A 13,369-nucleotide genomic window follows, 5' to 3' on the forward strand; every position below is an offset into this window, starting at 1 on the left:
CCATCGCCCGGATCAAGCAAAGCATCACCGAAGCCCGTGGCACCGCCGATCAGTCCTCCGCCATCGCCCGCCAGACCAGCGAAGGCATGCAAGTGCAGTTCCGCGAAATCGACCAAGTGGCTACGGCCTCCAACGAGATGAGTGCCACTGCCCACGACGTCGCCAACAGCGCCTCCAATGCCGCCAGCGCGGCACGCGGGGCGGATCAGTCGGCGCGCGAAGGCATGTCGATCATCGAGCAGAGCACTCGCGACATCACCACCCTGGCCGAAGAAGTCAGCAAGGCCGTGGGCGAAGTCGAAGCCTTGGCGGTCAACAGCGAGCAGATTGGTTCGGTGCTGGAAGTGATCCGCAGCATCGCCGAGCAGACCAACCTGCTGGCGCTGAACGCCGCCATCGAAGCGGCACGCGCCGGAGAAAGCGGACGTGGTTTTGCGGTGGTGGCCGACGAAGTGCGCAACCTGGCCAAGCGCACCCAGGACTCCGTGGAGGAAATCCGCCTGGTGATCGAACGCATCCAGAGCGGCACCCGTGGCGTGGTGGCGACCATGCACTCAAGCCAGAGCCAGGCCCAGAGCAATGCCGGGCAGATCCATCAAGCGGTGCAGGCCTTGGGCAAGATCAGCGATGCGGTGACTGTGATCAGCGACATGAACCTGCAAATTGCCAGCGCCGCCGAACAACAGAGCGCCGTGGCCGAAGAGGTCAACCGCAACGTCTCGGCGATCCGCACCGTGACCGAAACCCTCACCGGCCAGGCCACCGAGTCGGCGGCCATCAGCAGCCAACTGAATGCGTTGGCCAGCCAGCAGATGAAGCTGATGGATCAGTTCAGGGTTTAAACGCCGGTCCAGGCACTGACAAACGCCGCCACATCTTCCTTGGGCGCTGTGCGCGGTGGATTCTGCGGCGTGCCCAGGTAGAGGAAGCCAATCACTTCCTCGTCTGCCGTCAGCCCCAGGCCTTTGGCGACGTGGGCCGAATAGGACAGTTCACCCGTGCGCCACACGGCGCCAATCCCCTGGGCATACGCCGCCAGCAGGATGCCGTGGGCCGCACAGGCGGCTGCCAGCAATTGCTCGGATTTCGGCACCTTGAAGTGTTCCTGCAAACGGGCAATCACCACCACCACCAACGGCGCGCGCAATGGACCGTTCTGGGCCTTGTCGATGGCGGCTTGTGGCGCATCGGCGTCTTGCAGGCGCGCAGCCTCGGCCAACAGCGTGCCCATTTGCTCACGGGCGGCACCTTCAACGGTGAGGAAGCGCCAAGGGCGCAATTGGCCGTGGTCAGGCGCGCGCATGGCGGCGGCGAACAGCACGTCGCGCTGCTCCTGGGTCGGTGCCGGTTCCAGCAGACGCGGCACGGAAACACGGTTGAGCAAAGCGTCGAGAGCCTGCATTGGCCACCTCCAGAGAAAAATGTGCGGCCATTCTAGCGGGAATGAATCGGATTCGACCAAACGATAATTGCTCTTATTCATTGCGCCCCGCCCTGTTAGACTTTGCGACCTTATTTTTTGCCTTCGTCCGGGAAACTCGATGTTCCGTTCGCTTTTTCGCCTGTCCGCAGCCGTGCTGGCCTTGAGCCTGGCCGCCTGCGATGACGCGCCCAGGTTCACCAAGGCTGAGCCGGGTGAATCACGTGCGGGCGGTGCTGCGACGGTGAACAAGCGCGACCAGAACGCGTTTTCCCTGCCCTCGGCCAACCTGTCGCCCACCCGCCGCCTGGATTTCAGCGTGGGTAACAGCTTCTTTCGCAGCCCCTGGGTGATCGCGCCGTCCACCACCACCGCGCGTGATGGACTTGGCCCGCTGTTCAACACCAATGCCTGCCAGAACTGCCATATCAAGGATGGCCGTGGGCACCCGCCGTTGCCCGACGCACCGAATGCGGTGTCGATGCTGGTGCGCCTGTCGATTCCGGATGCGGCGCCCTATGCCAAGCTCATCGAACAGGTCGGCGTGGTGCCCGAGCCGGTCTACGGCGGTCAATTGCAGGACATGGCTGTGCCGGGCGTGCTGCCGGAAGGCAAAGTGCGGGTCGACTACACACCGGTCAACGTGACGCTCAAGGACGGCACGGTGGTCGAGTTGCGTAAGCCGGACCTGCAGATCACCCAGCTCGGCTACGGCCCGATGCATCCGGATACACGCTTCTCCGCACGCATCGCCCCACCCATGATCGGCCTGGGCCTGCTCGAAGCCATCAGCGACGCCGATATCCTGCGCAATACCGACCCGAAGACCGCCGACAAAGAAGCCATCGTCGGCCGCGCCAATTGGGTCTGGGACGACGCCCAGCAAAAAACCGTACTCGGGCGTTTTGGCTGGAAAGCCGGGCAACCCAACCTCAATCAACAAAATGTTCACGCGTTTTCTGGTGATATGGGCCTCACCACCTCTTTGAGACCCTTCGATGACTGCACCGATGCCCAAGTCGCCTGCAAGCAGGCCCCCAACGGCAATGGCCCCGATGGCGAGCCGGAAGTCAGCGACAACATCCTGCGCCTGGTGCTGTTCTACACCCGCAACCTCGCCGTGCCGGCGCGCCGTGGCGTCAACACGCCGCAGGTGCTGGCCGGTAAGAACCTGTTCTACCAGGCCGGTTGCCAGGGTTGCCACAAACCCGCGTTCACCACGGCGGCCAATGCCGCTGAACCTGAGCTGGCCAACCAAGTGATTCGTCCGTACAGCGACCTGTTGTTGCACGACATGGGCGAAGGCCTGGCCGACAACCGCAGCGAATTCAAGGCCGGTGGCCGCGACTGGCGTACGCCGCCGTTGTGGGGCATTGGCCTGACACAAACCGTGAGTGGCCACACCCAGTTCTTGCATGACGGCCGCGCCCGCAACCTGCTGGAGGCCGTGCTGTGGCACGGCGGTGAAGCACACGCGGCGCAGCAGCATGTGTTGTCCTTTAATGCCGAGCAGCGCGCTGCGTTGCTGGCGTTCCTGAATTCTTTATAAGCTTCGCCCCAATTACAGAAGGGAGCTCGACATGTTCCGTCCCAAGTTGTTGTTCACCAGCCTGGCCGCCCTTGCCCTCGGCGCCTGCTCGCCGCAAGACCCGCAAGCGGTGACCTCGGCGGCCATCGCCAAGCAAGTGATCCTGCCGACCTACAGCCGCTGGGTCGAAGCCGACCGCCAACTGGCCGTCAGCGCCCTGGCCTACTGCCAAGGCAAAGAGAGCCTGGACACCGCGCGTGCCGACTTCCTGCATGCGCAAAAGGCCTGGGCCGAGCTGCAACCGCTGTTGATCGGCCCGCTGGCCGAAGGCAACCGTTCGTGGCAGGTGCAGTTCTGGCCAGACAAGAAGAACCTGGTCGGTCGCCAGGTCGAGCAACTGGTCGCCAGCCAGCCGCAGATCGATGGCGCCGCCCTGGCCAAATCCAGTGTGGTGGTGCAAGGCCTCTCAGCCTATGAATACATCCTCTACGACGCCAAGACCGACATCGCCGACGACGCGCAAAAAGCCCGTTACTGCCCGCTGCTGGTGGCCATCGGCGACCGTCAGAAGGCCCTGGCCGAAGAGATCCTGGCCAGCTGGAACAGCACCGACGGCATGCTGGCACAGATGACCAAGTTTCCGAACCAGCGCTACGCCGATTCCCACGAAGCCATTGCCGATCTGCTGCGCGTCCAAGTGACCGCACTGGACACTCTGAAGAAAAAACTCGGCACGCCAATGGGCCGCCAGACCAAGGGCATCCCGCAGCCCTTCCAGGCCGATGCATGGCGCAGCCAGTCGTCCCTGCAAAGCCTCGAAGCCAGCCTCGCCGCCGCCCAGACCGTATGGGTCGGCGTCGACAACAAAGGCCTGCGTGGCCTGCTGCCGTCCGAGCAGAAGCCGTTAGCCGACAAGATCGACGCCGCCTACGCCGCGTCGCTGAAACTGTTCGCCAGCAACCAGCGCACCCTCAATGAACTGCTGGCCGATGACGCCGGGCGCCAGCAGCTCAACGATATCTACGACAGCCTCAACGTCGTCCACCGCCTGCACGAAGGCGAGCTGGCCAAGGCGCTGGGGATCCAACTGGGCTTTAACGCCAACGACGGTGACTGATGATGCTCAGGCGACAGGCTTTGGCGGTTGGCAGCGTACTGCTCAGTGCGCTCACGTTGGGCGGCTGGACGCTGTTCAAAGGGAAAGACAAGCGCCCGCTGCTGCTCTCGGCGCGGGATGATGCAGACGGCAAGCACTATGCCGTGGGCTATCGCCTGGACGGCAAGCCGGTGTTTGCCACCCAGGTCGGCCAGCGCTGCCACGACATCATCAACCACCCGACGCTGCCGATTGCACTGTTTGTCGCCCGTCGCCCAGGCACCGAGAGTTACCTGATCGACCTGCGCGATGGCACGCTGCTGCAAACCATCACTTCCAAGGCGAATCGCCATTTCTATGGCCACGCGGTCATTCACAAGAGTGGCGACTGGCTGTACGCCACCGAGAACGACACGACCGACCCCGGCCGTGGCCTGCTCGGTGTGTATAAGTTCGAAGGCGAGCGGCTGGTGCATACCGGCGAGATGTCCACCCACGGCATCGGCCCGCATCAGGTGTCGTGGATGCCCGACGGCGAAACCCTGGTGGTGGCCAACGGCGGCATTCGCACCGAAGCCGAAAGCCGCGTGGAAATGAACCTCAACGCCATGGAACCAAGCCTGGTGCTGATGCACCGCGACGGCAGCCTGATCAGCAAGGAAACCCTGAACCAGCAGATGAACAGCGTGCGCCATATGGGGATCGCCAGCGATGGCACCATCCTCACCGGGCAGCAGTTCATGGGCGCGTCACAGGAGCGTTCCGAGTTGCTGGCAATCAAGCGGCCGGGCCAACCCTTCGTGGCGTTCCCGGTGGCTGATGAGCAGTTGCAGGCCATGGGGCACTACACCGCCAGCGTCGCGGTGCACAGCGAGTTGCGCCTGGTGGCGTTGACCGCTCCACGGGGCAACCGCTTCTTTATCTGGAACATGGACAGTGGCGAGCTGCGCCTGGATGGGCCACTGCCCGACTGTGCCGGTGTCGGCGCCGTCGAGGATGGTTTTGTCGTGACCTCGGGCCAAGGTCGTTGCCGGTTCTACGATTGTCGTCAGAAACCGTTGGTGGCAAAGCCGTTGGAATTGCCCGCCGGGCTCTGGGATAACCACTTGCATCTGATCTGAGCTGGCGCACAGCAAAAAAAAGGGCCTCGCATCGCAAGGCCCTTTCCTGGGGGTTTGAATCGTTTCAACTCTGTGGCCTCATTCCTTGAGACATGCCAAACATGAACAGCAACAACTCATGATCAGGCTTGGCTGCGGTGCTCGCCTTGGCGACACGCGGCAACAGGCATTGCGCGCCACCCTGCGTTGCACTGAGCACCTGTGTGCGAGGCTGTTCCCAGGCCGCCAGCGCCAAGGCTGCAACGCCCAACGCCCCGACCAGAAACAAACCTCGTGCTATTTCTAGCTTCATCTGGTTAAACCCTTGATAGCGCTGCCAAACGCCGTCTCGTAAAAGTAGCTGAGTTTCTTCCAGTCCGTGTCGTTCCACGACGAATGGCGGCGCAGTTGCAGCATGTCATGGGAAGCGGCCCGATAAGCGGTCAAGCGCTGACGGCATTTTTCGAAATCCAGCAGCGCCACCTCGACGTTGGCCGAGTCGCCCTGGCCGGTCACCCTTACAAAAATGTGCTTGATGTACAGGCAGCCATGCTGCCAGCGCCCACGGTGCATACGCGCCAAGGTGCCAGCAAGCTCCTTGAGCACGCGCTCATGCACCAGTTCGCCGTACTGTTCACGGCCGCCGGCGGCGTACCAGTTTTCAATTTCGTCGAAGCCGTCCAGAGCGGCGGTCACTAACAGTGCCTGCCAGCGGTGCTCAGGGTCGCGGCGCGCCGCGCAAAAAACCATCTCGGGTACGCGTACATCCAACAGGCGCAGGCCCTTGATGGCATCCCGCTCACGCAACACAGTGGGACGGCCAAACGGGTGCAACCAACTGCGGTAGATATGCCCGGTCTGGCGCTTGCTGTAGAGCAAGCGTCCATTGGCGCTCATCACGCGTTGCACACCACTTTCACCCCCACGCCGACGGTTGGGTTCTTCGACCCACTCGCCTTGCTGGCGCCAGAAATAATCAAAGCGTTCTTGGGGCGCTACATGACTGCCTGCTACGCACTCAACTGCCATCCTGTTACCTCTTGCGCAATACATACACTCGCCACATGGCGTAGAGCGGAATGAAGTCCAGGGACTCCTGAACACGGAAACCGGCTTCTTCGAATTCTGCTTCAACAGTAGCAGCCGGTAACACAAATCTATTTTGGTAACCTTCCTGCTCACCTTTTTTGCGACGCTGCTCTTCGAGACGCTTGCGTTTCCAGGCTTTGAAATTGCCATCGACCCACAGCGAAACGATCACGCTGTCACGGGTAACGCGCTGAAACTCCCGCAATATCGCCAGTCGGTGCGCCGGATCACCAATGTGGTGCAACAGGCGCATGCAAAAAATGCTGTCGACCGAGTTATCCGGCAGATCGATATCAAACGCTGACGTCTGCAAGGGTCGTACCCGTTTCACCACATCGGCGGGCTGGGCGACCGTTGCCACCTTCAACATCGACGCCGAGTTGTCGGCGCCAATGATGACGCGGTTGGGCTTTTCGGCCAGCAGCGGCCAGAAACGCCCGGCACCGCACGGCAAGTCCAGCACCAGGCCAGGCTCACCGGCCATCGCCAGCGCGCCACGGGCCAATTGCTCGTCGCGTTTGTGGGACAACCGGCGGGCCAGATTGTCCTGATGCTTGAGCAAATACTCTTGGGCGTGTTCGTCGTCGTACTTTTCGGAAAATTCGAGTTTGGTCGGGGTAGACATCAACGGATCTCCAGTTGCTGATGCCTACAACCTTAAGCAGCAGTCTGTGATCAACAGGTCAACCCGTTGTGAAAAACTTGTCCTGTCCAATCCCCATACATTTCAAGACTTTACAGACACAAGCAATGGCATGGGGCCATCTTCGCCGAATGACGGTGATCTCTGGCAGGATAGCGGCAGAGGGTGGAGTCAGGCGTTGACCTGACTCAGTTGCACATGAAAGCGGCAGCCATTGGGCTCCATGGTGCTGAGGCTCACGGTCCAGCCCTGGTTCTCGCAGATGCGTTGAACCAATGACAAACCCAGGCCGAGGCCGTCACCACGTTTCTCGTTGCCACGCACGAACGGCTCGAACATCGCTTCGCGCTTGTCTTCGGGAATCCCCACGCCGGAGTCTTCCACTACAAACCCACTGGGCTCCAGGGTCAGGCGGATAAAGCCGTGTTCGGTGTAATGCAACGCATTGCGCAGCAGGTTTCCCATGACAGCGTGCAAGAACGTCGCATTGTACCGGGTGTCCAGGGGGTTGCCCGGCTGATAGATCAACGCCAGGCCCTTGCGCTCGATGGGGTCACGCCAGATACCGAGCAGGTCATCGGCCACTTGCTCCAGGCTGACCTGGGGCGACATGGTGCCGTCGTCGTGTTCGGCACGGGCCAGCATCAGGAAGGTCTGTACCAGTTCGCGCATCTCTTCGCAGGCCCGGGCGATACGCAGCACCTGGTTGCGCCCACGCTGGTCGATGGCCGGGTTTTCCAGCAGCAGCTCGCAGGAGCTGGCCAATACCATTAACGGTGTGCGCAATTCGTGGCTGACATCACTGGTGAACAACTGCTCACGGGACAGCGCCTGACGCAGGCGTCCCAGGGTGGCATCGAAGGCCACGGCCAGTTCACCCACTTCATCCGCCGCGTAATCCGGTGCCAACGGCGGCGCCAGGCCCAGCAGTTGGTCACGGTGACGCACCTGACGGGCCAGCCGCACAACCGGCGCCATCACTTTGCGCGCCAGCACCCAGCCGAGGAATACCGCCAGCGCCAGGCTGAGGACGAAACCCACCAGCACCACGGCAAACAGCACGCGCTCGCGCTCTTCAAAATCGCTTTGATCCTGCAGCAACACGTAGCGCCGACCGTCGACCACTTCGACCATGGCGTGATACGACAACGCTTCGCGGAACACTTCATGGAAGCCGGGCTCAAGGTGACGCAGATCCTTGGGCAACTCAAAATCCCCAGGGCCACCGCTGAAGTAAAACAGCTGATCCGGCTCGGGCCGGTGCCGCCAGTCTTCGACCGTGTCCATCAGCAGCAAGCGCTGCAGGTCACCGCCCAGGCCCGCCGAGATCAACTTCTCTTCCACCAGGTGCACCGTCGCGACGATGCCCATGGCGAAGGCCCCCGCCACCAACGCACTCATCAACGCAAAGGCGATGATGATCCGTTGGGCAAGGCTTTGCTTAAACTCCATCTCGACCCTCAGCCAGGCGATAACCGACGCCGTGCACCGTTTGCAGCAGCGGCTTGGCGAACGGTTTGTCGATCACTTGGCGCAATTGGTGGACGTGGCTGCGCAGGCTGTCGCTGTCCGGGCAGTCGTCGCCCCACAGGGCTTCTTCGAGAATTTCGCGGCGCAACACGTGCGGGCTCTTTTGCATCAGCACCGCCAGCAGTTTCAGGCCAACTGGGTTGAGCTTGAGCAGGCGGCCTTCGCGGGTCACTTCCAGGGTGTCGAGGTCGTAGCTCAGGTCACCCACTTGCAGGGCTCGGCGCCCGCCACCCTGGGCACGGCGCAGCACCGCTTCAATACGCGCGGCCAGTTCCGACAGGGCAAACGGTTTGAGCAGGTAGTCATCGGCGCCAGACTTGAAGCCCTGCAACCGGTCATCCAGTTGGTCGCGGGCGGTGAGCATGATCACCGGTGTGTCGCGGCGCGCATCTTCACGCAGGCGTTTGCACAGGGTGTAGCCATCGATGCCGGGCAGCATGATGTCGAGCACGATCAGGTCGTAATGCTCGGTGGCGGCCAGGTGCAGGCCCGACAAACCGTCCTGCGCACAGTCCACGGTATAGCCTTTTAGCCCCAGGTAATCGGCCAGGTTGGCCAGAATATCGCGGTTGTCTTCAACCAATAGAATTCGCATGGGCAGTGTCTCCGTACGCGGTAACGGCCGTGTTGGCTCGCGCAGCTTAAGGCCAACTGTGACTCAGGGATAGACCTGGAAGGCCCGTCGATTAAGGTTTTCAACCGATATTTTAGTTGAACGAGATTTTCACTATAGCTTCACAAACCAACGACAGGACACTTGCGAAAATGGGCGCCAAACGAACGCCCCTTGCCTCCCTTATTCAAGGGCGTAACACTTGCGCCCATTCTCCGGCGACGACGCCCTTTCATGTCCGACACCCTGCTGCTGATCGAAGATGACCGCCCTCTGGCCGCACTGACCGCCGAGTTTCTGCGCGCCGAAGGGTTTACCGTGTCGGTGGAGCATCGCGGCGATCGCGCGACCCAGCGCATCCGTGATGAGCAGCCGGCGTTGCTGATCCTGGATGTGATGTTGCCGGGCATCGACGGTTTTACCCTGTGCCGACAGATCCGCGACCACTACCCCGGCTTGATCCTGATGGTGACGGCGCTGGACGAAAACGCCGAGCAACTGACCGGGTTCAACGTTGGCGCGGATGACTATGTGGTTAAACCCGTCGACCCACTGCTGTTGCTGGCCCGTATCCGTTCGTTGCTGCGTCGCCATCCGCAAGCCTCGCGTGCTTATTACCAGTGGGGCACGTTTCGAATGGACCTCAACCACCACTTCGCCTGGCTCGATGAGGTGCCCTTGCAGTTCTCAATCGCCGAGTTCGAGTTGCTCACGATCTTCGCCCGCCATTGCGGGGTGCTGCTGACCCGCGAAAAGCTTCTGCAAAGCCTGCGTGGCCTGGAGTACGACGGGCTCAATCGTTCCGTGGACATGCGCGTGTCGCGTCTGCGCAAGAAGTTGATGAGCATGGACTGCCCGGTGACCATCCAGACCATCACGGCCCAGGGCTACCTGTTTGTCGAAATCCCGCAAGGCGCCCAGCATGCGCTCTAACGTGCGGCCATGGATGGCAATCCTGGCGGGCACCAGCTGGGGCGCATTGACGCTTTATCTGTTGTGGCTGTGCGCGAATGCCTCGGTGTTTGTCGGTGAATACAGCTTTTTGCGCTTGATGGCCGGGCCGGGTTACCTGGTGGCGGAGCAGCTCAAGCCGTTGCCGGCCGAGCAGCGTGAAGCGCGCATGGACGCGCTGCGTGCGCGCTTCCAGTACCCGATCAGCCTGGTCAAGCTGGACGCGATCGAACTGCCGCCCGAAGCCCTGATCATGCTCAAGCACCAACAACCGGCGCAGAGCAGCGATGAAGACATCACCTACTTTCCGCTCGACGACACCACCCTGATCCAGTTCGGCCCGATGTGGGGAACGGCTGAGGTCAAGGACCTGCTGCAATTCCCGGTCTATGGCATCACCGCGTGCGTGGCTGGCCTGCCGTTGGTGCTGTGGATGTGGCTGGGTCTGCGCGCTCGCCGCCAGCGTCGCGCCGAAGTGGAAGCACTCAATGCCTGCCTGGGCACCCTGGCTCGCACGCCCAACGCCATGCTGCCGGCCATGGGCAAGGAATGGACGCCGCTGCTGCAAACCGTGCAACAACATGCGCAGGATATTACGGCCATGAGCGAGCGTCACCGGGAGGTGTCCCAAGCTGTTTCCCACGAACTGCGCACACCCTTGGCACGGATGCGTTTCGCCTTGACCTTGCTGAGCAAAAGCGACGACTCACTCACCCGTACCCGCTTGCAGGAACGCCTGCAAACCGATGTGGAAGAACTCGAAGCCCTGGTCCGCGCCAGCCTGACCTTTGCCCGGATGGCCGGTGCGCCCACCGACCTGCAACATGAACCCATCCCTATCCGCGACTGGCTGCATCAGGAGTTTGCCTTGCTCGACGGGCACCAACGCCGCCTGAGCCTGGACACCGAGCCGGCGGACCTGCAATTGATCGGCGACCGCGCCTTATTGCACTTGATCGTACGCAACCTGTTGAGCAATGCCGTCACCTACGCCCGCGAACAGGTGTGCGTCAGCGCGGCCTGCCAGGATGAGCACCATCTTGTGCTGCACGTGGACGACGACGGCCCTGGCATCCTTGCCGAAAACCGCGAAAAGGTATTCGAACCCTTTGTACGACTGGCCATGGGCGGCGATGAGCCCGGCGGCTTCGGCCTCGGCCTGGCGCTGGCCAGGCGTGCGACCCAATGGCATAGCGGCAAGCTGTCCGTTACGCGCAGCCCTTTGGGCGGTGCACGCCTGACCCTGATCCTGCCCCTACGCCCCCAGTAACCCGCGTGTTACAGCCTGTGACAGTGAACCGCTGGCATTCTCCGTAACCTCGCCACCTGATCCAGGATTAGCCCTGTGCCCTGGGTCCTGTCCTTTGGATCAGGTTGGAGAGCCCGTTCATGCGTCCCCCCAAGAAGCATTTGCTCGCGTTGATGCTATCGCTGTGTATCGCCGCCAGTTCACTGCTGGCCTGCCACTGGGGGAGGCCCATACCCCGCACAAGCGCATATGTGCCTGCCGAAGAGCCTCTCGACAGTACGACTGCACCGTGGTCCGCTGCACGTGTGCTCTTTATCGGCCAACCCACCCAGGCCCGCGGGATGACATTCAAGAAGCTGTTGCGTCGACGCGCGATTGGCTGAGCAACAGTCGCCCACAAAAAAGCCCCGCCTGCATCACTGCAGGCGGGGCTTTTCAGTTAGCCGGGTGAGGCTGGCTTACATCATGCCGCCCATGCCACCCATGCCGCCCATGTCTGGCATACCGCCGCCAGCCGAGCCTTCAGCCTTCGGCTTGTCAGCGATGGCCACTTCGGTGGTCAGCAGCAGACCAGCGATCGAAGCAGCTGCCTGCAACGCGGAACGGGTCACTTTGGTTGGGTCCAGGATACCCATCTCAACCATGTCGCCGTATTCGCTGGTTGCAGCGTTGTAACCGTAGTTACCTTTGCCGTTCTTCACTTCGTTGACCACAACACTTGGCTCATCGCCGCTGTTGGAAGCGATCTGGCGCAGTGGGGATTCAACGGCGCGACGCAGAACTGCGATACCGACGTTCTGGTCAGCATTGTCGCCTTTGAGGTCAACCAGAGCTTCCAGAGCACGGATCAGCGCAACGCCACCGCCAGGTACCACGCCTTCTTCAACGGCTGCACGGGTAGCGTGCAGGGCGTCTTCAACGCGGGCTTTCTTCTCTTTCATTTCAACTTCGGAACCCGCGCCAACCTTGATCACTGCTACGCCGCCGGACAGTTTGGCCAGGCGCTCTTGCAGTTTTTCACGGTCGTAGTCGGACGAAGTCTCGGCAACCTGGGCGCGGATCTGGGTGATGCGAGCCTGGATGTCCTGCTCTACGCCAGCACCGTCAACGATGATGGTGTTTTCTTTGGAGATGGTCACGCGCTTGGCACTGCCCAGGTTTTCCAGGGTGGCGCTTTCCAGGCTCAGGCCGATCTCTTCGGAGATAACGGTACCGCCAGTCAGAACAGCGATGTCCTGCAGCATGGCCTTGCGACGGTCGCCGAAGCCTGGAGCCTTGACGGCTGCAACCTTCACGATGCCACGCATGTTGTTCACTACCAGCGTCGCCAGGGCTTCGCCTTCAACGTCTTCGGAAACGATCAGCAGTGGGCGGCCGGCTTTGGCAACGGCTTCCAGCACTGGCAGCATTTCGCGGATGTTGGAGATTTTTTTGTCGACCAGCAGGATCAGCGGGCTTTCCAGCTCGGCAACCATGGTTTCTGGCTTGTTGACGAAGTACGGGGACAGGTAGCCACGGTCGAACTGCATGCCTTCTACAACCGACAGTTCGTTTTCCAGGCCAGTGCCTTCTTCAACAGTGATCACGCCTTCTTTGCCGACTTTTTCCATGGCTTCGGCAATGATGTCGCCGATGGAGCTGTCGGAGTTGGCGGAGATGGTGCCTACCTGAGCGATAGCCTTGGTGTCAGCGCAAGGCTTGGACAGGTTTTTCAGCTCGGCAACAACAGCGATGGTCGCCTTGTCGATGCCGCGCTTCAGGTCCATCGGGTTCATGCCGGCAGCGACGGCTTTCAGGCCTTCGTTGACGATCGACTGAGCCAGAACGGTAGCGGTGGTAGTACCGTCGCCTGCATCATCGTTGGCACGGGAGGCAACGTCTTTGACCAGCTGCGCGCCCATGTTTTCGAAACGGTCTTCCAGTTCGATTTCTTTGGCTACGGAAACGCCGTCCTTGGTGATGGTCGGAGCGCCGAAGCTCTTCTCGATGATCACGTTACGGCCTTTCGGGCCCAGGGTCGCTTTTACTGCGTCAGCCAGGATGTTGACACCGGTGAGCATTTTCTTGCGGGCGGAATCGCCGAATTTAACTTCTTTAGCAGCCATGATCGATAATCCTTAAATACTTTGGAGTAACGGGAAAATGAGCGG

Annotated in this window: 14 protein-coding genes; 7 read left to right on the forward strand and 7 right to left on the reverse strand. The window is 61.4% G+C overall.

Translation table 11 applies throughout. From position 1 onward, the window contains the following. The first annotated feature begins 86 nt into the window (after window positions 1-86). The gene (locus tag ACP7EW_RS07885; protein ID WP_370468593.1) at window positions 87-842 is read left to right on the forward strand and encodes a methyl-accepting chemotaxis protein; all 756 of its coding nucleotides are present in this window, start codon (window positions 87-89) and stop codon (window positions 840-842) included. Here ACP7EW_RS07885 and ACP7EW_RS07890 read toward each other — a convergent pair. Further along, window positions 839-1,402, reverse strand: a complete 564-nt coding sequence (locus ACP7EW_RS07890; RefSeq protein ID WP_016975503.1) for an NAD(P)H nitroreductase — start codon at window positions 1,400-1,402, stop codon at window positions 839-841. The two genes, ACP7EW_RS07885 and ACP7EW_RS07890, sit on opposite strands and share 4 nt — an antisense overlap. A gap of 139 nt (window positions 1,403-1,541) precedes the next feature. On the opposite strand from ACP7EW_RS07890, the gene ACP7EW_RS07895 reads away from it, so the two are divergent. Genes ACP7EW_RS07895 through ACP7EW_RS07905 form a run of 3 tightly spaced genes read left to right on the forward strand, consistent with a single transcriptional unit; the run spans window position 1,542 to window position 5,165 of the window. After that, a complete protein-coding gene (locus ACP7EW_RS07895; RefSeq protein WP_426216261.1) occupies window positions 1,542-2,969 on the forward strand; it encodes a di-heme oxidoredictase family protein in 1,428 nt (475 codons plus the stop codon). 31 nt (window positions 2,970-3,000) lie between these two features. Continuing rightward, window positions 3,001-4,065 (forward strand): imelysin family protein, encoded by a 1,065-nt coding sequence (locus ACP7EW_RS07900; protein WP_016975505.1) that lies wholly within the window; start codon window positions 3,001-3,003, stop codon window positions 4,063-4,065. Window positions 4,066-4,067: 2 nt separating this feature from the next. After that, on the forward strand, window positions 4,068-5,165 hold the full coding sequence (locus ACP7EW_RS07905; protein ID WP_426216413.1) for a DUF1513 domain-containing protein: 1,098 nt from the start codon (window positions 4,068-4,070) through the stop codon (window positions 5,163-5,165). A 64-nt stretch (window positions 5,166-5,229) separates the two neighbouring features. Here the strand turns inward: ACP7EW_RS07905 and ACP7EW_RS07910 are convergent, their stop codons facing one another. From ACP7EW_RS07910 to colR, 5 genes are all read right to left on the reverse strand, one after another. Beyond that, the gene (locus tag ACP7EW_RS07910) at window positions 5,230-5,457 is read right to left on the reverse strand and encodes a hypothetical protein (RefSeq protein WP_028617789.1); all 228 of its coding nucleotides are present in this window, start codon (window positions 5,455-5,457) and stop codon (window positions 5,230-5,232) included. Next, on the reverse strand, window positions 5,454-6,173 hold the full coding sequence (locus ACP7EW_RS07915; RefSeq protein ID WP_426216263.1) for a lipopolysaccharide kinase InaA family protein: 720 nt from the start codon (window positions 6,171-6,173) through the stop codon (window positions 5,454-5,456). The genes ACP7EW_RS07910 and ACP7EW_RS07915 overlap by 4 nt, the downstream gene beginning before the upstream one ends. A 4-nt stretch (window positions 6,174-6,177) precedes the next feature. Beyond that, on the reverse strand, window positions 6,178-6,858 hold the full coding sequence (locus ACP7EW_RS07920; RefSeq protein WP_269131907.1) for a class I SAM-dependent methyltransferase: 681 nt from the start codon (window positions 6,856-6,858) through the stop codon (window positions 6,178-6,180). 189 nt (window positions 6,859-7,047) lie between these two features. After that, on the reverse strand, window positions 7,048-8,328 hold the full coding sequence (locus ACP7EW_RS07925) for a sensor histidine kinase (protein ID WP_426216265.1): 1,281 nt from the start codon (window positions 8,326-8,328) through the stop codon (window positions 7,048-7,050). After that, window positions 8,318-9,001 carry a two-component system response regulator ColR gene (gene colR, locus ACP7EW_RS07930; protein WP_003175870.1) on the reverse strand — a complete coding sequence of 228 codons (684 nt, stop codon included), beginning with the start codon at window positions 8,999-9,001 and terminating at the stop codon, window positions 8,318-8,320. Before colR ends, ACP7EW_RS07925 begins: the two co-directional genes overlap by 11 nt. 252 nt (window positions 9,002-9,253) lie before the next feature. Here colR and ACP7EW_RS07935 point away from each other — a divergent pair, with 252 nt between their 5' ends. The 3 genes from ACP7EW_RS07935 (at window position 9,254) to ACP7EW_RS07945 (ending at window position 11,602) form a co-directional block, all read left to right on the forward strand. Continuing rightward, a complete protein-coding gene (locus tag ACP7EW_RS07935) occupies window positions 9,254-9,952 on the forward strand; it encodes a response regulator (RefSeq protein WP_426216268.1) in 699 nt (232 codons plus the stop codon). Then, a complete protein-coding gene (locus ACP7EW_RS07940) occupies window positions 9,942-11,240 on the forward strand; it encodes a sensor histidine kinase (RefSeq protein ID WP_426216270.1) in 1,299 nt (432 codons plus the stop codon). The genes ACP7EW_RS07935 and ACP7EW_RS07940 overlap by 11 nt, the downstream gene beginning before the upstream one ends. Before the next feature lie 119 nt (window positions 11,241-11,359). Then, window positions 11,360-11,602 carry a hypothetical protein gene (locus ACP7EW_RS07945; RefSeq protein ID WP_426216272.1) on the forward strand — a complete coding sequence of 81 codons (243 nt, stop codon included), beginning with the start codon at window positions 11,360-11,362 and terminating at the stop codon, window positions 11,600-11,602. Window positions 11,603-11,677: 75 nt separating this feature from the next. On the opposite strand, the gene groL is transcribed toward ACP7EW_RS07945, so the two are convergent. Next, complete coding sequence (groL, locus tag ACP7EW_RS07950) at window positions 11,678-13,324, reverse strand: chaperonin GroEL (RefSeq protein ID WP_016975515.1); 1,647 nt, start codon at window positions 13,322-13,324, stop codon at window positions 11,678-11,680. Window positions 13,325-13,369: the final 45 nt, after the last annotated feature.

It is taken from the genome of Pseudomonas sp. DWRC2-2, from assembly GCF_049897885.1.
Classification (GTDB): domain Bacteria; phylum Pseudomonadota; class Gammaproteobacteria; order Pseudomonadales; family Pseudomonadaceae; genus Aquipseudomonas; species Aquipseudomonas azotoformans_A.

Coding starts and splice junctions, on each gene's coding strand:
- ACP7EW_RS07910 (WP_028617789.1), bottom strand. CDS start 5,457: ATGAAGCTAGAAATAGCACGAGGTTTGTTTCTGGTCGGGGCGTTGGGC.
- groL (WP_016975515.1), bottom strand. CDS start 13,324: ATGGCTGCTAAAGAAGTTAAATTCGGCGATTCCGCCCGCAAGAAAATG.
- ACP7EW_RS07935 (WP_426216268.1), top strand. CDS start 9,254: ATGTCCGACACCCTGCTGCTGATCGAAGATGACCGCCCTCTGGCCGCA.
- ACP7EW_RS07895 (WP_426216261.1), top strand. CDS start 1,542: ATGTTCCGTTCGCTTTTTCGCCTGTCCGCAGCCGTGCTGGCCTTGAGC.
- ACP7EW_RS07920 (WP_269131907.1), bottom strand. CDS start 6,858: ATGTCTACCCCGACCAAACTCGAATTTTCCGAAAAGTACGACGACGAA.
- ACP7EW_RS07945 (WP_426216272.1), top strand. CDS start 11,360: ATGCGTCCCCCCAAGAAGCATTTGCTCGCGTTGATGCTATCGCTGTGT.
- ACP7EW_RS07900 (WP_016975505.1), top strand. CDS start 3,001: ATGTTCCGTCCCAAGTTGTTGTTCACCAGCCTGGCCGCCCTTGCCCTC.
- ACP7EW_RS07885 (WP_370468593.1), top strand. CDS start 87: ATGCAAGTGCAGTTCCGCGAAATCGACCAAGTGGCTACGGCCTCCAAC.
- colR (WP_003175870.1), bottom strand. CDS start 9,001: ATGCGAATTCTATTGGTTGAAGACAACCGCGATATTCTGGCCAACCTG.
- ACP7EW_RS07915 (WP_426216263.1), bottom strand. CDS start 6,173: ATGGCAGTTGAGTGCGTAGCAGGCAGTCATGTAGCGCCCCAAGAACGC.
- ACP7EW_RS07890 (WP_016975503.1), bottom strand. CDS start 1,402: ATGCAGGCTCTCGACGCTTTGCTCAACCGTGTTTCCGTGCCGCGTCTG.
- ACP7EW_RS07940 (WP_426216270.1), top strand. CDS start 9,942: ATGCGCTCTAACGTGCGGCCATGGATGGCAATCCTGGCGGGCACCAGC.
- ACP7EW_RS07925 (WP_426216265.1), bottom strand. CDS start 8,328: ATGGAGTTTAAGCAAAGCCTTGCCCAACGGATCATCATCGCCTTTGCG.
- ACP7EW_RS07905 (WP_426216413.1), top strand. CDS start 4,068: ATGCTCAGGCGACAGGCTTTGGCGGTTGGCAGCGTACTGCTCAGTGCG.